This window comes from Aequorivita sp. IT1282 (assembly GCF_058068205.1).
The window spans coordinates 119854-137695 of record NZ_JBYRHR010000001.1 but is presented as its reverse complement, the minus strand read 5'-3'; the positions used below and the strand labels follow the sequence as shown (position 1 = coordinate 137695).

Genomic DNA, 17842 nt, shown 5'->3' with positions numbered 1-17842 from the left:
TTATGTTGCAAAGGTTAACTAGCGCGGAAGTATACTTTCAATATACTTTTTCTTTTTTAAGCTTTCCATCCGGGTAGTAAGTTCTCCACACCCCACTCTTTCTACCGTTAGTAATTTCACCTTCCTTTTTTAAGTAGTATTTGCAAAGCTTGTTTGAAAATAAATAACGTTTTATATCACTAACGAACCTAAGGTGTTTATCAGATTCAAGAAACTCATAAGCACTTAATGCTGTGGTAGAAATGTATTTTCTTTTATCTTCATAAAGCACATTCCCCTCTGAATCAAAACCTCTGTGAAGCATTATATTCCCAAAAGCATCATAATCGGTTTCATTCCATTGACCGCCTTTAAAATAGAGATAATGTTTCCCGGTTAGAAATGAATATTCTCGGTTGTTTACGGTATAATATATTTGCCAGCCTGAGTCTTTTATTTTGCCATCTTTATATTTATGCTCAACTTTAATTGAATCTCTTGGAGCGCTAATTTTTTCAACCAAAGTTTTATACTCCGCTGAGTATTGAGAATACATTGAAAGCTGAATGAAAAATATCAAAAGAACGAAGATTTTCATTTGCTTGTTTAGGTTAAGTATATTAACAGGCCTTGGATAGTTAAATTCATGTTTTTTGCGGGACACATTGCAAACGTACGCGAGCTTGGATCAAAAAGGAAGATTATCTTCGGGATATTCTGCCACAAAAGATATTAGTTCGTCCTTAAAGTCACTGTCTTCACCATAATTTTCAAGAATCCAATTATAAATTAAAACATTTCCATTTAATAATTCTAACTTGAATATATCCTGAAAATTTTCTCCGAAAAATAATTCTTCTTCTAATTCTTCTAAATAATTTCCAAAAAATTGTAAAACAAATTCTTGCCGTGCTTCATCTCTCGATTTAAGTGCTTCAAGTAATTTCTTTGCGATTTCATTTTTTAATAGCGATTTATTTAATATTTCGGTTAGCCACGAAGCATAAGAGCCATATTCATTTGTTTTTTCATTTGGTCCAATTTCTGCTCTTTCCAGTGTTTTTATAATTTTATGTTCTGCTCTATATCTAGCATCCTCATCTATTTTTTCCCAATCTTTCTTAAATAAAGCAATACACTTTGTAACATTTGATAATGATTCAGTAAAACGTAATTCTTCAGATACCAATTCAAAAAGTTCTTCTAGTTCTTCTTTTTTTAGTTTTTTTACAAGACTTCTCCAAACATATTTTATATTATGAATTTTACCTATATTTTTTTTATTGAAAACTTCAATTGCTACTTCGTGAAATTTATTACTCGGAATATCTTTTACTAACAAATCAGCATATTTTTGACTAGGAACAAAATCGCTATCAAAAACACGTTTTAAAAATATGTCTGCTGAAAATTTACCCTTTGAAACGTCAATAATTTTCAATAAATGATTTATGAAAATAATTATTTCAAAAGCCTCAATTTCGGTATCTTCGATAGATGAATGAGTTCTCGGGTTCCTATAGGCTGAATAAATTCCCCGAAGAATACTCTCTATTCCTTTTTGAATATTTTTTTCAGATTCAGTATTTAGTTTATTTATTTTTATTTTAGGATTATTACCTCCAAAGGCATTTCCAATTAACTGATTACCATCGTTATCTAGCCCTGATTTTTCCCTAATAACATCTCCAATGAATTGTATTGCATCCAGAATTGCATTATTATAGCTTTCTGCAATATAATTTCTCTTAATAACGTTCCAGAGTCGTTCTTCTAAATGCTCTTTTAAATTTTCCATATTTGAAATAAGTTTTAACTTACCCCCGCAATTAAAACCCCCAACATTTCAATAGCGGCATCGCTAATACGGGTTCCTGGGCCATAAACTGCCACGGCTCCAGCATCAAAAAGGTATTGGTAATCTTGGTGTGGTATAACACCGCCTACGATGACCATTATATCTTCGCGGCCGTACTTTTTTAGGGCTTCAATTACTTGTGGCACTAAAGTTTTGTGGCCTGCAGCAAGAGACGAAACACCAAGAATGTGTACGTCGTTTTCCACAGCCTGTTTGGCAGCTTCGGCAGGCGTTTGGAACAATGGACCAATGTCTACATCAAAACCTACGTCGGCATAGCCTGTAGCTACTACTTTGGCGCCGCGGTCGTGACCGTCTTGACCCATTTTGGCAATCATAATACGTGGACGGCGGCCTTCCAATTCTGCGAACTGGTCTGCTAGTTGTCTTGCTTTTTCAAAACTTTCGTCTTTCTTAATTTCTTTACTATACACGCCGCTAAAAGATCTAATTTGTGCTTTATATCTGCCGAATTCCTTTTCCATTGCGGTAGAGATTTCGCCAAGTGTCGCCCTGTGACGGGCAGCTTCTACGGCTAAAGCTAATAAATTTCCCCGACCTGTCTTTGCACATTCGGTTATATCTGCTAAAGCACTTTCTACCTTTTTGGTATCGCGCGTCGCTTTTATTTGGTTTAGTCTTTCAATCTGCGAGGTGCGCACTTTTTGATTGTCCACATCAAGAATTTGCAGCGGGTCTTCTTTAGCGAGGCGATACTTGTTTACGCCTACAATTATATCTTGTCCGCTATCAATTCGCGCTTGCTTTCTAGCCGAGGCTTCTTCAATGCGAAGTTTAGGAATCCCAGCTTCAATAGCTTTGGTCATTCCGCCCAGTTCTTCAACTTCTTCAATAAGCGCCCAAGCTTTGTCTGCGATTTCGTTGGTAAGTTTTTCTACGTAATAACTACCTGCCCAAGGATCAACCGTTTTGGTGATTTGGGTTTCAGTTTGAAGAAATATCTGTGTATTTCTAGCAATTCGCGCAGAAAAATCTGTTGGCAAAGCAATGGCTTCATCTAAAGCATTTGTGTGCAAAGATTGGGTTCCCCCGAAAACTGCTGCAGCTGCTTCAATGGTAGTTCGTGCCACGTTATTAAACGGATCTTGCTCCGTAAGACTCCAACCACTGGTTTGGCAGTGGGTACGTAGCGAAAGTGATTTATCGCTTTTTGGATTAAACTGTTTTACAATTTTTGCCCACAGCATTCTGGCAGCGCGCATTTTTGCGATTTCCATAAAATGGTTCAAGCCAATTGCCCAAAAGAAGGATAATCGCGGCGCAAACGTATCTATGTCCATTCCCGCTTTAATTCCGGTGCGAATGTATTCCAAACCGTCGGCAAGCGTGTACGCAAGCTCTATATCTGCTGTAGCTCCAGCTTCCTGCATATGGTAACCAGAGATGGAAATACTGTTGTACTTGGGCATATTTTTGGAAGTGTATTCAAAAATATCGCTAATAATTTTCATCGATGGCGTGGGTGGATAGATGTATGTATTCCGCACCATGAATTCCTTTAGAATATCGTTTTGAATAGTTCCCGCTAAGTCTTTTGGTGAAACTCCCTGCTCTTCCGCAGCAACTATATAAAAAGCCAGAATGGGAAGCACGGCCCCGTTCATCGTCATGGAAACGCTCATCTTATCCAGCGGAATTAGGTCGAAAAGAATTTTCATATCCTCAACGCTATCAATCGCTACACCTGCTTTCCCAACATCGCCTTCTACCCTTTCGTGGTCGCTGTCGTACCCGCGATGCGTGGCAAGATCGAAAGCCACGGAAAGGCCTTTCTGACCTGCGGCAAGGTTTCTTCTGTAAAAAGCATTACTATCTTCTGCCGTCGAAAAACCCGCATATTGGCGAATAGTCCACGGACGGCGCACATACATTGTGGAATACGGACCGCGAAGGTTTGGCGCAATTCCCGCAACGAAATTTAAGTGTTGAAGATTTTCTATATCGTCTTTACTATAACTTTTCTTTAGCTCAATATTCTCGGCCGTAGAAAAAGCTTCAGGTTTTTGGTCGCTTGTTTCAGGGTGCAAGGTTGTATTTGCTTCCGTCTTCAGTCTCCCGTCTCCCGTCTTTAATTCTATATGTTGTAAATCTTTTCTACTCATTGCTTATTCTTTGCTGTTCAACATTTTCTGCCAAGCGTTTTTCAATGATTGGAGTGATTAAAGTTTTTACAGGGTTGTGTTTTACGAAAGGAAAAAGTTTCAGATCGTCTTTCATTCGGTCATTTTTATTAGGATGATAATTGGTTCCTAACAATTTAAGTTCGCCGCTATCAAATAGTTGTTGTTCCTTTTCGGCGCTTTCCTTTATTTTTTTCTGAATATTTCCGTCTTTTAATTGCTGAAGAAAACCGCCGCCTTTTTCTATTTCTTTTAAAAGTTGCAGCGCTTTTTCGGCAAGCTCTTCCGTTAGACTTTCAATATAATACGTGCCATCTGCGGGATTGCTTACAGCATCAAAATAGCTTTCGTGCTTTAAAATCAATAATTGATTACGAGAGATGCGTTCGCCAAATTCGTTGCTTTTATGATAAAGCGCATCGTAGGGTAAATTGCAAACTGAGTCTGCGCCACCCAAAATGGCACTCATACATTCGGTGGTACTTCGCAGTAAATTTACATTGTAATCGTAAAGTGTTTTGTTTCTTTTTGAAGGTGTAGCAATTATGTGGCAGCTTTCTTTAACGCCGTATTCCTTTGCTAAAGTTGCGTATAATTTGCGAAGTGCGCGGATTTTCGCTATTTCGAAAAAGTAGTTTGGGCCGGATGCAACTTGGAAGGTCATTTGTATTTCACTCCTATCGGCATCACTCAATGGCGACTCCTCCGAAACGAAATGATTTAAGTATTCATTAGCATGCGCTAAAGCATAAGCCAATTGTTGCACCATATTTGCACCTGCGTTTTGGTACAAAGTTGTATCTACCGAAAGTAAATTTTCAGAACTGTTTTTTTGAAAAACACTTTCTAAAAGTTCATGGTCTCTATTTAAATTATGAAACCAATTTCCGGTGCGAGCTAGATTTCCTATTACATCTATATTGTAATAAACAGTCGCTTTTTTAGAAGAAAAAAACTGGATGAGTTTGTTGTAAAACACTTCAGAAAGAAATGTTAGATTGAAATAAATTGAAACGTCTTTATAGGTAAAATCTTTAAAAACAATCTTCGTATCAAAATCTTCCGCCGCTGTAAATATTAGCGCCTCTGCGCCTCTGCTTAAAGAATCCAAAGCAATTTTGTTGGCTATCTTTTCATCATCAATAAAGATTTTTTGGGCTATTTTCCAAGACTTCGGCTGCCCGGGAATAAGCTGAAAATCTTCCGTAAAATTATCTTGATGATAAAACGGTTTTACATTGATGCCTTCCGGACTTTGCCAAACTAAAGTTTCGTTGTAGTCTGCACCTTTTAAATCGACCTGAATTTGCTGTTTCCATTGTTTCGCGGAAACTTCATCAAAGTCCTCAAATAAAAATTTACTCATCGTTTTTCTTCTTTTTTGATGCTGTCTTCGTGTTCAATAATATAAATATCTTCGTTTTCTCTTTTCAGGTAATATTTTTCGCGCGCAAACTTTTCCATCTGGTTACTGTCCTCCATTTTTTGGATGAAAACTTTATCATTATTTATTTCCTTTTGATAAAATTCAGCATTGTCCTCCAAACCATTGATTTCATTATCTAATTCGTGATGAATTAAAAATGAATTGGCATCAAAAAAAATCATCCAAACAATAAATAGCATTACAATAAGCACGTATTTATTGCTTATAAATCTAAGCCATTTGTTCTTTTTTATTTTAGACAGTTTCACAGTTCAGAGTAACTTATTTTTTGGTGAATAATACTTCTAATTACGTTAACAGCAACGCTATTGTATCTATTTGTGGGAATAATTATATCTGCGAATTCTTTGGTTGGCTCAATGAACTGTTGGTGCATTGGTTTTAGCGTGGTTTGGTACCTATTTAAAACCTCTTCCAAATCGCGGCCACGGGTGGCAATGTCGCGTTTTAATCGTCGTATAAGTCGTTCATCGCTATCTGCGTGAACAAATATTTTAATATCGAACATTTCTCGAATATCGGGATGCGCTAGTATTAAAATACCTTCAACAATAATAACTTTTTTCGGGAAAGTGGTAACAGTTTCACCGGTTCTATTGTGCTCTACAAACGAATATACAGGCTGCTCAAATGCGTTGCCGTTTCGCAATTCTTTTAAATGACTCACCAACAAATCGAAATCGATTGCTTTTGGATGGTCAAAATTTATTTTTTTGCGTTCTTCAATAGAGAGATGACTCGTATCGTGATAGTAGGAATCCTGCGAAATAACACACACTTCGTCAACGGGAAGTTCTTCCACAATTTGGTCTACAACAGTTGTTTTTCCGCTCCCAGTTCCGCCAGCGATGCCAATTATGAGCATAGTTTTAAAGTTTATACAAATGTAATAAAAGGTTTATAGTTTATAAGGTAGTTTATGAGTCGATGAATTTATAAGTTTTGAGAAATTTACCCCAAACTCAACTTAGCGACTTCAATTTAGATTTTTCTTTTCTTTTATCTTTATTCACTCCTCCTTTTTCTTTTTCGCTATTTTTGAAGTCTTTAAAATTTGAATGAAAACAATACTGCTACATCCCTCCTATTTTCCGTCCATTGAACAAATGGCAGCCGTGGCGCAAGCTGGAAAAGTGGTTTTTGAGGTTGAAGATAATTACCAAAAACAAACCTATCGAAACCGTGCATTTATTGCGCATAGCAACGGAAAGTTACTTTTAAATATTCCTATAAAACACAATAAAAACGGAAAGCGCCAAAAATCGAAAGATGTGATGGTTGAAAATGATTTTCCGTGGCAGGAACACCACTGGAGAAGCCTGCAAAGCGCATACCGCACTTCACCATTTTTTGAGTATTACGAAGACGATTTAAAATTATTATTTACAGAACCCGTTGGAAATTTAATGGAGCACAATCTTAAAATCTTCGATTTGCTCTGTGAACTTATCGGCATTGAAGTGGAAGTTTCAAAAACAACAATATTCGAAACAACTCCTGAAATAATGGATCTCCGCATTTTAGTTAATGCCAAAAGAAATTCACCTTTTAACACCGAAGCATATACCCAAGTACACGAAGCAAATCATCCGTTTTTGCCAAATCTTTCGGTTTTAGATTTACTTTTTAACGAAGGCCCGAATGCATTAAATTATTTGGAAAGCCAAAAACTAGTTTCCCAAACTGAAGTTTAAAAATAGATTACCAACCAATGGTAGCACGCACTGCGTAGTGATCTGAAAAGGTTTTTGTTAAAGTTTCGAATGATAAAACTTCTAAATCTTCGGAAGCTAAAATATAATCTATTCGCATTGGAAATTTTTCAAATTTGAAGGTAGTTCCTAACCCATTTCCGCGTTCGCGAAAAGCATCTTTCATCGGGCCATTCAATTTTCGGTAGATATACGAAAATGGCGTATTGTTGAAATCACCACAGATTAAAACGGGGTTCGAAGTATTTTGTTTATGCTCTAAAATAGATTCCACTTGAAACTGTTGCTTTCCAAAGCCTCGTGAAAGACGTTTTCTAAGTTTATCGTTATCACTTTCTTGTAAAAAACTTACGCGCGGAATAATACCGAGCGACTGCAAGTGGACACTGTAAATACGAATAGTGTCTTTTCCTTTTACAACATCGGCATAAAGGGTATTGTTGTAAGTATCTTTAAAGTCGAAGGCTCCAGTATTCACTAGCGGATATTTAGAAAATATGGCATGGCCAAGTTTTGCCTTTTCAGATTTAAAGTGAATGTATTGATGCGGATACCTCGAAAAATCGATTTTATTCGCTTTATAAAACTCTTGTAAGCAAACAATGTCTGGGTTTTGTTCAGCTAATATTTCAGAAAATATTTGGGCCGCATCAGTATCGGGATCTTTTTCGTAGGCATTAAATAGACGAACGTTATAGGAAAGAACACTTAATGAATTTTCGTACTGAGACGCATCACCTTCAGAAGATACTTCGTAAAATACATTAAAGTAAAAGTAGGAAAATATAAGTACGGTAAACGATACGAAAAACCTCCTTCGAAACTGAACTGCCCAGTAAATTGCGAAAATGATATTCACAATTATTAGCAACGAAACTATCAAGCTAAGCAGCGATAGTGTGGGAAAGGTTTTTGGTGGTAAATACGGCAGAATAAAGGATATCAACAAAAGAGTAGCCGCGAGCAAATTGCCCCAGTAAATCATCTTATTGAAAAATTTCCGCATAGGTTAATCTTCTTTTCCAGCCTTAAAAAGAAAGTCCTTTTCTTCCTTTGTAAGACTTTCATAGCCACTTTTACCAATTTTGTCTAAAATACCATCCACCTTTTTTTGATGACCAGATTTTGCCTCTTTTGTCTTAGAACGCTTTGAAGTAGCATGTGTTGTGCGATGTACTTTTTTGAATGGATTATTCTTTTGCGACTTAAAAAGATTCGCAACCCAATCCAAAATATTTTCAAACCACTTGCCTATATCGTTCCCTTTTGCCAGCTGAATTGCATAAATATAACCGAAGATCGCACCACCAACGTGCGCCATCAACCCACCAGCATTACCAGAAGTAGGAATTCTAACCAAGTCGAAAAGAAATAGAAAAAGCGCAATATGCCACAACTTTATTGTAAAAGTGAAAATACGCACTTCAGTATTTGGTGTATAGGTAGCAATAAAAACCATGATAGCTGTTACTGCGCCAGAAGCGCCAATTAGAAAACCGCGACTTTCTGCAAAAGCAGGAAATAGATTGTAAGCTATTACAAATAGTAACCCACCAAAAAGGGCTCCCAGTAAATAGACCGTTAACAATCGTTTCCCCGTGAATAGATTTATAACTATTTGCCCAAACCAATAAAGCCAGACCATATTAAACAGTGTGTGTAGAAAGCCAAAATGCAGAAAACCGTATGTAATTAAAGTCCACGGACGGAACAATAGCGTATCAAAATTATCGCTCAACACAAACCAACGCGAAAAGTATTGTGGGCTGGTACTTAAAATAAAGGATCCCAAATAGACCGCCAAAAATACAGCTACATTGATAACAATGAGCTTTACCAAAAGGTTGGCAGTTTTATATTGATTTAAAAAATTAGTAGTAGCCATAGTTAATTCCAGCGATGATCGTTAAAACTATTTTTTTTCCAGTACCAAGCCATTATAAAACCGAAAAGCGCGCCACCTAAATGTGCAAAATGCGCAATGCCCGTTTGTGCACCTGAAATTCCAAGAACCAAATCCATAACTATAAGACCAGGAATGAAATATTTAGCTTTAATTGGTACCGGCACAAACATTAGCATTAGCTCCACATTAGGGAACATAACACCGAAAGCGACCAAAATACCATAAACAGCGCCAGAAGCCCCTAAGGCCACGCCATGGTATGATTGAGCCATAGACTGAATGCTTTCCATAGAAACCGTATCTAATACAGCCTGACTTCCTCCATTACCACCAGATAAATAGCTCATTATTTCAGCTTGACTCCACCCACCTGCTAATAGTGAATCCATAACGCTATGAATGTGAAAATAATTTACCGAAGTATGTATTATTGCCGCCCCTAAACCTGCAGAAAAGTAAAAGAACAAAAACTTTTTCTGTCCCCAGCGCATTTCCAATGGCGAACCAAAAGCCCATAGCGCATACATATTAAAAAGTATGTGAAATATGGAAGTAGGGTCATGCATAAACATATGCGTGAATGGCTGCCAATATTGAAAATTCGGGTTTTCAAAGTAATAAAGCGCAAACAGTTTTATTGATAAATCACCAATTATAAATGACCCTATATAAAAGATCACATTCAGTATTAAAAGAAATTTTATAGTATCGGTTATTTTTCCCATATTTATTTCCCGCGTAGGCTGGAATCTTTTTAAACCCTCCGAGGGTTTGTTTTACATAAATTTTTTATCCAATTCACTCACATCCATAGTAGTGAAAACTGGTTTGTTAGTAGGGCTAACTGTTGGTTCCTTGCAAGCAAAGAGTTGATTTATTAAATGTTCGCGTTCTTCTTTATTCAGCGAAACACCCGTTTTTATTGCCATACTTGCCGCCATAGATTTTGCCAGCATATCGTTTTGGCTAAATCCGCTATCGGGCACTTCTTCTTTAATATCGTGCACCAATTGGCTCAGCAAATTTACAACATGGCTTTCTAGTATCAGCACTGGAATTCCGCTAATCTCAACCGTTTCTTCTTTCAATTCTGAAAAAATAAAACCCGTGTGTTCCAGTTGTTCGCGCACCTTTTCAATAATTTCTACATCGGGCTTTGAAAAATGCAGCTGCAGCGGAAACAACAATTGCTGACTCACGGCTTCTTTAATCGTTATATTCTTCAACAATTCTTCATAAAGAATTCGTTGATGCGCCAAATTTTGATGAATTACCATCATTCCGTTTTTCAACGGACTTACAATATATTTATTCTGAAGCTGAAGCGTAACTTGTCCGGTTTCAGTTTCTTTACTTTCAAAAAGACTTCCGGTTACTTCTTCGCTTTCAAATTCAATATCACCAACTCCCGAAACTGCTGCGGTATCATCTTTCAACCCAACATACAGAGATTCCCAAGACTGAGTTTGTTCCCTTTTAAAAGGAAAGTTAATATTACCCTGTTTTGGTTTTTCTTTAAACGGATTAAAATCGCGATCTACATCTATTGATGGCACGGTGGGCGATTTTTTGCTGTATTCATAAGGCGTGTCAAAACCTTTGTCTCTTTCAAAATCCAGCACCGGAGCAATGTTAAACTGCCCTAAACTATGCTTTACGGTTGCACGAAGCATTGCATAAATGGAATGCTCATCGTCAAATTTTATTTCAGTTTTTGTGGGATGGATGTTTATATCGATGGAATGCGGATCTACTTCTAAAAACAGAAAATAACCTGGATGGATTTCATTTCTCATCAACCCTTCAAAAGCAGAAGAAACGGCATGGTGCAAATACGGGCTTTTTATAAATCGATCGTTCACAAAAAAGAACTGCTCTCCCCTACTTTTCTTTCCATATTCAGGTTTTAAGACGAACCCTTCTATTTTTAATATTTCGGTTTCTTCACTTACCGGAACTAGTTTCTCGTTGGTTTTACTACCAAAAATATTTACAATCCGTTGTCTCGAATTAGTTAACGGCAGATTAAAAACATCACTTCCATTGTGAAGCATTTGAAAAGCAACACTTGGGTGCGCCAAAGCCACACGATGGAATTCATCAATTATATGACGATTTTCTACAACGTTGCTTTTTAAAAAATTGCGCCGCGCAGGAATATTATAAAAAAGGTTTTTTACTGAAATTGTAGTTCCCTTTGGAACCACCGCAGGATCTTGCGAAATAACTTTACTTCCTTCAATTGTGAGGTGCGTGCCTATTTCTGAAACATCGGTTTTTGTTTTAAGTTCAACGTGCGCAATTGCAGCGATGGAAGCCAATGCTTCGCCACGGAAACCCTTCGTATGCAGATTAAAAAGATCTTCTGCCGATTTAATTTTTGAAGTTGCGTGCCGTTCAAAACTAAGCCGCGCATCGGTAACACTCATTCCAGAACCGTTGTCGGTAACTTGAACGAGGGTTTTTCCGGCATCTTTAATTACGAGTGTAATGGAAGTTGCATTTGCATCAATAGCATTCTCTAACAGCTCCTTAACTACCGAAGCGGGCCGTTGCACAACTTCCCCAGCTGCAATTTGATTTGCAACGTGATCTGGTAATAACTGAATAATGTCTGCCATTAAAATTTATGCGTAGAAAATAGATAAATCAAAATCGATTATAAATAGGAAAAGTAGCACGAGTATCGCAATTATCACAATCAGCCTTCGGTTTGCGGTTCTGTCTGAAGATTGTCGCAAATCTGACCACGCAGTTTTAAATTTTCCTTTTAAACCTTTGTTGTCGCCAACAGTAGTTCGATATTCATCAAACTTATGCCCCATTGCAAACGGGCTGCTTTCACCATCAAATTCGTAATGACGCGGTTTGTAGCTGTACTTTTTGTTTTTTCTCTTGCCTATTAGTCCCATAATTGTCGTGCTTCAAAGTTACTTAAAATAGTGTGTTTTCTAAAAGTAATTACGAAGCCATTTTAAACAATTACTGTACCAAGGATAAGTGTTCAGTAATCCGAAGCATTTGACAGTAGTCGGGGTAATTTGAGATTTGGGAATTAAATAAAGAAAATTAAAACTTAGACTCTTTCCGAAGTTGCGCCATTTTTATGGCTGCAATTGCCGCCTCGGTGCCTTTGTTGCCGTGTTTTCCACCGCTTCGGTCTATGGCTTGTTGCATATTATTATCTGTAAGCACGCAGAAAATAACGGGAATATTACCCTGCACATTTAAGTCTTTTATGCCTTGGGCAACTGCTTCACAAACGTAATCGAAGTGTTTTGTTTCACCCTGAATTACGCTTCCAATAGCTATCACTGCATCGAGCATATCGTAACTTTGGGTAATTCGTTTGCTACCGTAAATAAGTTCAAAACTACCGGGAACATTCCAACGAACAATGTTTTCGTTGATAGCTCCGCAATCCTTTAAAGCGTCAAAAGCGCCTTGAAACACACCTTCGGTGATATCGTGATTCCATTCTGAAACAACAATCCCAAACCGAAAATCTTTCGCGTTTGGGATTGTGTTTTTATCATAAGTCGATAAATTAGTATTTGCTGTAGCCATTTATTTTTTCATTGCTTCCGCGCGACCTGTATAAATTTCAGCTTTTGTAGCTTCGGTTGCTTTTGGATATTCGTCAGCTATTTTTTTGAAGTGCGCTAATGCTTTATCATTTTGGTTTAAAGCCATTGCAGCAATACCAGCTTTCAAAAGAAAACGTGGGGTTGTAAAATCGTTTGTGCGCATTGAAGCTGCTTCTTCGTAATATTTTAAAGCGTCTTCATTTTGTCCTAATTGAACAAATGCATCGCCAATTGCGCCTTTTGCCAAAGGTCCCAACATATCATCATCGCTGCTAAATTTGTCTAATTGTGCAATAGCATCTTGATATTTGTTAGTGTTCAAATAAGCCATTCCAGCGTAATAATGCGCAAGATTGGCAGCGTTTGTACCACCGTAATTATCAATAATATCGATAAAACCGTATTTTCCTTCACCACCTTGTAACGAAAGATTGTAAAGTGAATCTTTTGCTGGAGCGGTTAACGCTTGTTCCCAATAGTTTTGAGCTTGGAACATTTCGTTCATAGCCTCAGTTTCCTTTGGAGCTTTAATATATCGATCGTATGCAAAGTATCCCAATACACAAACAGCAACCAATATGATAAAGGCCAAAATGCCTTTTTGGTTTTTTTCTACCCAAGCTTCCGTTTTTGATGCACCCTCGTCGAGTGTATTAAATACTTCTGCCGTAGTACTGTTATCTTCTAGCTGAGCATCTTTGTCAGCCTTTGTAGTTGGTTTACCTCCGCGTTTCTTGTACGTTGCCATAGTTATAGGTTATAGTGGCGCAAAAATAAAATTTTTAATGGAATTTAAAAGGATTAATATTTCTTATTTTTTAATAATTTGCAAAGCGGTAATACCTCCTTTTCAGAAAGCATACCGAAGACCAACTCTCTCATTTTTATGATATTACAAAAACTCTCATTACTCAACTATAAAAACTTTGAAGCAGAAAGCTTCGACTTCGACCCTAAAATAAATTGTTTTGTGGGAAATAACGGTGTGGGAAAGACAAATGTGCTCGATGCAATTTACCATCTTTCCTTCGGAAAAAGTTACTTTAATCCTATCACTACCCAAAACATAAAACACGGTGAAGAATTTTTTGTAGTTGAAGGATTTTATGAGAAAAAAGACGCTACCGAAAAAATTGTAGTGAGTGCCAAAAAAGGACAGAAAAAGATTATAAAACGAAACGGGAAAGCGTACGATAAATTCAGCGAACACATAGGGTTTTTGCCTTTGGTAATCATTTCGCCGGCAGATAGAGATTTAATTATTGAAGGAAGCGATACGCGCAGAAAATTTGTTGATGGCGTTATTTCGCAACGCGATTCGGAATATTTGCTCACGCTTATTAAATACAACAAAGTACTAGCGCAACGTAATTCACTCTTGAAATATTTTGTGGCAAACAATACTTTTAGTCAGGATACAATTGATATTTACAACGAGCAACTTCATAATTTTGGCACTTCCATTTATGGAAAGCGGACTGCTTTTTTAGAAGAATTTCTACCTATTTTTCTCAATCGTTACAAATCTATTAGCAGTGGTGACGAAAGTATAAATTTGGTTTACGAAAGTCAATTGCAAGAAAACGATCTGTTGACGCTGCTTCAGAAAAATATAATGAAAGATAAAATTTCGCAGTATACCAACTTCGGAATACATAAAGACGATTTGGTTTTTGAAATTGACGGACATCCAATCAAGAAATTTGGCTCGCAAGGGCAACAAAAATCGTATCTTATAGCTTTAAAGTTGGCGCAATTCGACTTTATAAAAAATCATTCAAAAACGAACCCTATCTTGCTTTTGGATGATATTTTCGATAAGTTGGACGAAACCCGCGTAGAGCATTTAATTAGCTTGGTGGATAATGAAAATTTTGGACAGCTTTTCATTACAGACACCCATTCTGAACGCACTGAAGAAGTAATTAAGAAAGTGCATCAGACTTATAAAATGTTTCCGTTGGCATCCAACCAATAAATAGTAACTTAAAAATCTTAGCGTGCTTTGCGGCTTTGCGGTAAATTCTCAACCACCAAGCCACAGCGAGACAAAGAAGTCCATAAAAAATAGTAATTATGAATTCAAAGTTTATAATCGTTTTAGTTTCGTTATTAGCACTTTCGTGCGAAAAACCAAATCCCGAAGCCCAAAAACAAAACCTTAGTGGCTATTGGGAAATAAAAACAGTGAAAATGCCCGATGGCGAAAAGAAGGAATTCAATATAAATACGATTGTTGATTATATTGAAATGAAAGGAGACAGTGGCACTCGAACAAAGGTTTCCCCAAAATTTGATGGTTCTTTTACAACCAACGGAATTTCGGAAGATTTCACTTTAAAAATTGAAGAGGACAGTTTGCGAATGTACTACAAAACCCCTTTTAATGAATGGAAAGAAACTGTAATTGAAGCCAAGGACAGTACGCTCACAGTGATTAATAGAGACAATAAAATTTACACATATTCAAAATTTAAAAAGTTCGATTTAGCGAAACCGGCTACTGAAAACTGAAAACTTACAACTGAAAAATGGCAAAACGAAACGCAGAAAACATATCAATTGGCGATGCTTTAAAGGATTTCATTGGCTCCAACCGCCTGGAAAAAGGCTTGGATAAAGTGAATGCAAAAGAATCGTGGGATTCGGTGATGGGTGTGGCAATTTCTAAATACACAACCGATATAAAATTAGATCGGGAAACATTATATGTGCAGCTTTCTTCCTCAGTTCTGCGCGAAGAATTGGGTTATGGGAAGGAAAAAATTATAAAATTACTGAATGAAGAATTGGGAAAAGAATTGATTCAGAAATTGGTGCTGCGTTAAATTTCAAATATTTTAAAAACGTAGGCGCGTGATTAATCGCGCGACTACAAATAAAAAAAACGCCTTCCAAATTGGAAGGCGTTTTCAATTATTATATATCGTAAATGCTTAGAACATTTCGCGACCTGCAAAATGAAAAGCACCTTCAATAGCTGCGTTTTCATCGCTATCACTTCCGTGAACGGCGTTTTCGCCAATAGAAGCTGCGTATAATTTACGGATAGTACCTTCAGCTGCATCAGCAGGGTTGGTAGCTCCAATTAAAGTACGGAAATCTTCAACAGCGTTTTCTTTTTCAAGAATTGCTGCAACGATAGGACCGCGTGTCATATATTCTACCAATTCGCCATAAAAAGGGCGCTCACTGTGTACTTCGTAAAATGCTTGTGCATCTTGCGTAGTCATGTGGGTAAGTTTCATCGCTACGATTCTAAAACCTGAAGCGTTAATTTTGTCAAGAATGGCGCCGATGTTTCCTTTTTCAACCGCATCTGGCTTTAACATTGTAAATGTTCTGTCTGTTCTCATTTTGTTTTTTAAAATTTCGGCAAAAGTAGGTATTATATTTTCAACATTCAAAAGTTATCTTTTTCAATTACAAAAAAACAAAAACACCGATCATCCAAAAAACTAAAAATTCTTTTGAAGTATTGATTTCATTGAGGGAAAAGCAATTGCAGTATCAACTGCTCAACCTGGCAGACTTTTTTACTTTTTTATATTCGAGATAAATTTTTAAATTTCCACGTAAATATGCAATTGTTCGAATTCCCCCTTTGGGGGTTAGGGGGCTTTTATTGTATCTTCGCCCCTTATGAAAAAAGACACTACTCAAATAGTTGAAAAACTGCTAGCCTCTCCACAAAATATTGTAATTGTGGGCCATAAAAACCCCGATGGCGATGCAGTTGGCTCGTGTTTGGGACTCTCCTTTTTTCTGAAAAGTTTGGGTCATAATACTACTGTAATTATGCCCAACGATTTCCCCGAATTTTTAAAATGGCTTCCCGGGGTTGAAGAAATTATCATTTTCGAAAAAGAAAAAGAAAAGAGCACCAAATTGATAAACGCATCAGAATTGGTGTTTACGTTGGACTTTAATAGTTTAGACAGAGTTGGCGATCTACAAACGGTTTTCGAAAACTGTTCTGCTAAATTTGTAATGATTGACCATCATCAGCAACCTGCAGATTATGCAGTAGCAACTTATAGCGATGTGAAAATGAGTTCCACTTCCGAAATGGTTTACCATTTTATGGAAGCGCTAGGTCTAGCAGAAAAGCTTTCGAAAGAAATTGCTGTAAATCTTTACACAGGAATTATGACAGATACGGGTTCGTTCCGCTTCTCCTCCTCTAGCCCAACTACACACAGAGTTGCTGCAAAATTGATTGAAGCTGGTGCAGAAAGCGCAATTATAAATCAAAATGTGTACGATACTAACAGTCCAGATAGAATGAAATTGCTGGGTGTAGCTTTAAATAATCTGGTAATTTTGCCCGAATTGCACACTGCATATATTACATTAACCCAAAAGGAACTGGACGAAAATAATTTCAAAAAGGGCGATACCGAAGGCTTTGTAAATTATGCGCTTTCAGTAAAAGGTGTTTATTTCGCAGTGATATTTATTGAAAATAAGCAGGAAAGTATTGTGAAGATTTCCCTTAGAAGTAAAGGTAAATTTTCAGTGAATGATTTTGCTCGTAACCACTACAGCGGCGGTGGCCACATTAATGCTGCCGGTGGAAAAAGTTCGCAAGACCTTAACAAAACAATAAACGAATTTATTAGTATCTTGCCCCGTTATAAAAATGAACTCACAGATGCTTCGTAAGCTGCTTTATAGTACATTATTCTTTACCTTAGTTATTTCCTGCAAAAGTCCGGAGGCTAGACGCCCAGCGCAAAGTGCTTCAGGATCATTTATTAAGGAATCTGCAGAACGCAACAAAAAAATCTACGACGAAGAGAAAAGTTACATCGAAAAAATGATGGCTATCGACTCTACTACAGATTATATTTCTTCCGAAAATGGTTTTTGGTACTATTACAACCGAAAAGATACCGCAAATACAGAAATGCCAGATTTAGGCGATATAGTAAAATTTACGTACGATATAAAAAATCTCGACGGCAGTGTAATTCTTTCAGAAGAAGAAAACGGCCTACAACAATATAAAGTTGACCAAAGCAACCAAGATTTAATATCTGGCGTTCGCGAAGGCATAAAGCTTATGAAGGAGGGCGAAAAAGTAACCTTCCTTTTTCCTTCCTATAAAGCATATGGCTATTATGGGATCGAAGAAAAACTCGGCACCAACATACCGGTGCAGAGCACTATTACATTACATTCAATAGAACAATCAAACTAAAATTAATTT

At 37.0% G+C, this 17842-nt stretch carries 20 protein-coding genes; 6 read left to right on the top strand and 14 right to left on the bottom strand.

What is annotated here, in order from left to right:
* Positions 1-37 precede the first annotated feature (37 nt).
* The 6 genes from AC3RVG_RS00630 to udk all read right to left on the bottom strand — a co-directional run bounded on the left by AC3RVG_RS00630 (position 38) and on the right by udk (position 6290).
* On the bottom strand, positions 38-577 hold the full coding sequence (locus tag AC3RVG_RS00630; protein ID WP_489689492.1) for a hypothetical protein: 540 nt from the start codon (positions 575-577) through the stop codon (positions 38-40).
* 90 nt (positions 578-667) lie between these two features.
* Entirely contained in the window at positions 668-1777 is a 1110-nt protein-coding gene (locus AC3RVG_RS00625) for a TIGR02391 family protein (protein WP_489689491.1), read from the bottom strand.
* 14 nt (positions 1778-1791) lie between these two features.
* Entirely contained in the window at positions 1792-3960 is a 2169-nt protein-coding gene (gene scpA / locus AC3RVG_RS00620; RefSeq protein WP_489689490.1) for a methylmalonyl-CoA mutase, read from the bottom strand.
* Positions 3953-5344, bottom strand: a complete 1392-nt coding sequence (locus AC3RVG_RS00615) for a methylmalonyl-CoA mutase subunit beta (RefSeq protein WP_489689489.1) — start codon at positions 5342-5344, stop codon at positions 3953-3955. Before AC3RVG_RS00615 ends, scpA begins: the two co-directional genes overlap by 8 nt.
* Positions 5341-5673, bottom strand: coding sequence for an FtsB family cell division protein (locus AC3RVG_RS00610; RefSeq protein ID WP_489689488.1), 333 nt, complete (start codon positions 5671-5673; stop codon positions 5341-5343). Before AC3RVG_RS00610 ends, AC3RVG_RS00615 begins: the two co-directional genes overlap by 4 nt.
* Positions 5670-6290 carry a uridine kinase gene (gene udk, locus AC3RVG_RS00605; protein WP_489689487.1) on the bottom strand — a complete coding sequence of 207 codons (621 nt, stop codon included), beginning with the start codon at positions 6288-6290 and terminating at the stop codon, positions 5670-5672. The genes AC3RVG_RS00610 and udk overlap by 4 nt, the downstream gene beginning before the upstream one ends.
* A gap of 193 nt (positions 6291-6483) precedes the next feature.
* Here udk and AC3RVG_RS00600 point away from each other — a divergent pair, with 193 nt between their 5' ends.
* Positions 6484-7119 carry a WbqC family protein gene (locus AC3RVG_RS00600; protein ID WP_489689486.1) on the top strand — a complete coding sequence of 212 codons (636 nt, stop codon included), beginning with the start codon at positions 6484-6486 and terminating at the stop codon, positions 7117-7119.
* Positions 7120-7126: 7 nt separating this feature from the next.
* Here the strand turns inward: AC3RVG_RS00600 and AC3RVG_RS00595 are convergent, their stop codons facing one another.
* The 7 genes from AC3RVG_RS00595 to AC3RVG_RS00565 form a co-directional block, all read right to left on the bottom strand.
* On the bottom strand, positions 7127-8143 hold the full coding sequence (locus AC3RVG_RS00595) for an endonuclease/exonuclease/phosphatase family protein (protein ID WP_489689485.1): 1017 nt from the start codon (positions 8141-8143) through the stop codon (positions 7127-7129).
* Positions 8144-8146: 3 nt separating this feature from the next.
* Positions 8147-9022 (bottom strand): rhomboid family intramembrane serine protease, encoded by an 876-nt coding sequence (locus tag AC3RVG_RS00590; RefSeq protein WP_489689484.1) that lies wholly within the window; start codon positions 9020-9022, stop codon positions 8147-8149.
* A gap of 2 nt (positions 9023-9024) precedes the next feature.
* On the bottom strand, positions 9025-9768 hold the full coding sequence (locus AC3RVG_RS00585) for a rhomboid family intramembrane serine protease (protein ID WP_489689483.1): 744 nt from the start codon (positions 9766-9768) through the stop codon (positions 9025-9027).
* 51 nt (positions 9769-9819) lie between these two features.
* Positions 9820-11664 (bottom strand): DNA mismatch repair endonuclease MutL, encoded by a 1845-nt coding sequence (gene mutL, locus AC3RVG_RS00580; protein WP_489689482.1) that lies wholly within the window; start codon positions 11662-11664, stop codon positions 9820-9822.
* Positions 11665-11670: 6 nt separating this feature from the next.
* Positions 11671-11955, bottom strand: coding sequence for a riboflavin synthase subunit beta (locus AC3RVG_RS00575; RefSeq protein ID WP_489689481.1), 285 nt, complete (start codon positions 11953-11955; stop codon positions 11671-11673).
* Positions 11956-12112: 157 nt separating this feature from the next.
* The gene (gene ribH, locus AC3RVG_RS00570) at positions 12113-12610 is read right to left on the bottom strand and encodes a 6,7-dimethyl-8-ribityllumazine synthase (RefSeq protein WP_489689480.1); all 498 of its coding nucleotides are present in this window, start codon (positions 12608-12610) and stop codon (positions 12113-12115) included.
* A complete protein-coding gene (locus AC3RVG_RS00565; protein WP_489689479.1) occupies positions 12611-13378 on the bottom strand; it encodes a tetratricopeptide repeat protein in 768 nt (255 codons plus the stop codon).
* A 138-nt stretch (positions 13379-13516) separates the two neighbouring features.
* Between AC3RVG_RS00565 and recF the strand changes: the two genes are divergently transcribed.
* From recF to AC3RVG_RS00550, 3 genes are all read left to right on the top strand, one after another.
* Positions 13517-14608: a DNA replication/repair protein RecF gene (gene recF / locus AC3RVG_RS00560; protein WP_489689478.1), complete on the top strand. Its 1092-nt coding sequence runs from the start codon at positions 13517-13519 to the stop codon at positions 14606-14608.
* 98 nt (positions 14609-14706) lie between these two features.
* Positions 14707-15144: a lipocalin-like domain-containing protein gene (locus AC3RVG_RS00555; protein ID WP_489689477.1), complete on the top strand. Its 438-nt coding sequence runs from the start codon at positions 14707-14709 to the stop codon at positions 15142-15144.
* A 17-nt stretch (positions 15145-15161) separates the two neighbouring features.
* Complete coding sequence (locus AC3RVG_RS00550; protein WP_489689476.1) at positions 15162-15458, top strand: DciA family protein; 297 nt, start codon at positions 15162-15164, stop codon at positions 15456-15458.
* Positions 15459-15566: 108 nt separating this feature from the next.
* Here AC3RVG_RS00550 and AC3RVG_RS00545 read toward each other — a convergent pair whose 3' ends face one another.
* The gene (locus tag AC3RVG_RS00545; RefSeq protein WP_489689475.1) at positions 15567-15986 is read right to left on the bottom strand and encodes a nucleoside-diphosphate kinase; all 420 of its coding nucleotides are present in this window, start codon (positions 15984-15986) and stop codon (positions 15567-15569) included.
* A gap of 286 nt (positions 15987-16272) precedes the next feature.
* On the opposite strand from AC3RVG_RS00545, the gene AC3RVG_RS00540 reads away from it, so the two are divergent.
* Positions 16273-17295 carry a DHH family phosphoesterase gene (locus AC3RVG_RS00540; RefSeq protein WP_489689474.1) on the top strand — a complete coding sequence of 341 codons (1023 nt, stop codon included), beginning with the start codon at positions 16273-16275 and terminating at the stop codon, positions 17293-17295.
* A complete protein-coding gene (gldI, locus tag AC3RVG_RS00535) occupies positions 17273-17833 on the top strand; it encodes a gliding motility-associated peptidyl-prolyl isomerase GldI (RefSeq protein WP_489689473.1) in 561 nt (186 codons plus the stop codon). The genes AC3RVG_RS00540 and gldI overlap by 23 nt, the downstream gene beginning before the upstream one ends.
* The last annotated feature ends 9 nt before the right edge of the window (positions 17834-17842 follow it).

Coding starts and splice junctions, on each gene's coding strand:
- AC3RVG_RS00630 (WP_489689492.1), bottom strand. CDS start 577: ATGAAAATCTTCGTTCTTTTGATATTTTTCATTCAGCTTTCAATGTAT.
- AC3RVG_RS00625 (WP_489689491.1), bottom strand. CDS start 1,777: ATGGAAAATTTAAAAGAGCATTTAGAAGAACGACTCTGGAACGTTATT.
- scpA (WP_489689490.1), bottom strand. CDS start 3,960: ATGAGTAGAAAAGATTTACAACATATAGAATTAAAGACGGGAGACGGG.
- AC3RVG_RS00615 (WP_489689489.1), bottom strand. CDS start 5,344: ATGAGTAAATTTTTATTTGAGGACTTTGATGAAGTTTCCGCGAAACAA.
- udk (WP_489689487.1), bottom strand. CDS start 6,290: ATGCTCATAATTGGCATCGCTGGCGGAACTGGGAGCGGAAAAACAACT.
- AC3RVG_RS00600 (WP_489689486.1), top strand. CDS start 6,484: ATGAAAACAATACTGCTACATCCCTCCTATTTTCCGTCCATTGAACAA.
- AC3RVG_RS00595 (WP_489689485.1), bottom strand. CDS start 8,143: ATGCGGAAATTTTTCAATAAGATGATTTACTGGGGCAATTTGCTCGCG.
- AC3RVG_RS00590 (WP_489689484.1), bottom strand. CDS start 9,022: ATGGCTACTACTAATTTTTTAAATCAATATAAAACTGCCAACCTTTTG.
- AC3RVG_RS00585 (WP_489689483.1), bottom strand. CDS start 9,768: ATGGGAAAAATAACCGATACTATAAAATTTCTTTTAATACTGAATGTG.
- mutL (WP_489689482.1), bottom strand. CDS start 11,664: ATGGCAGACATTATTCAGTTATTACCAGATCACGTTGCAAATCAAATT.
- AC3RVG_RS00575 (WP_489689481.1), bottom strand. CDS start 11,955: ATGGGACTAATAGGCAAGAGAAAAAACAAAAAGTACAGCTACAAACCG.
- ribH (WP_489689480.1), bottom strand. CDS start 12,610: ATGGCTACAGCAAATACTAATTTATCGACTTATGATAAAAACACAATC.
- AC3RVG_RS00565 (WP_489689479.1), bottom strand. CDS start 13,378: ATGGCAACGTACAAGAAACGCGGAGGTAAACCAACTACAAAGGCTGAC.
- recF (WP_489689478.1), top strand. CDS start 13,517: ATGATATTACAAAAACTCTCATTACTCAACTATAAAAACTTTGAAGCA.
- AC3RVG_RS00555 (WP_489689477.1), top strand. CDS start 14,707: ATGAATTCAAAGTTTATAATCGTTTTAGTTTCGTTATTAGCACTTTCG.
- AC3RVG_RS00550 (WP_489689476.1), top strand. CDS start 15,162: ATGGCAAAACGAAACGCAGAAAACATATCAATTGGCGATGCTTTAAAG.
- AC3RVG_RS00545 (WP_489689475.1), bottom strand. CDS start 15,986: ATGAGAACAGACAGAACATTTACAATGTTAAAGCCAGATGCGGTTGAA.
- AC3RVG_RS00540 (WP_489689474.1), top strand. CDS start 16,273: ATGAAAAAAGACACTACTCAAATAGTTGAAAAACTGCTAGCCTCTCCA.
- gldI (WP_489689473.1), top strand. CDS start 17,273: ATGAACTCACAGATGCTTCGTAAGCTGCTTTATAGTACATTATTCTTT.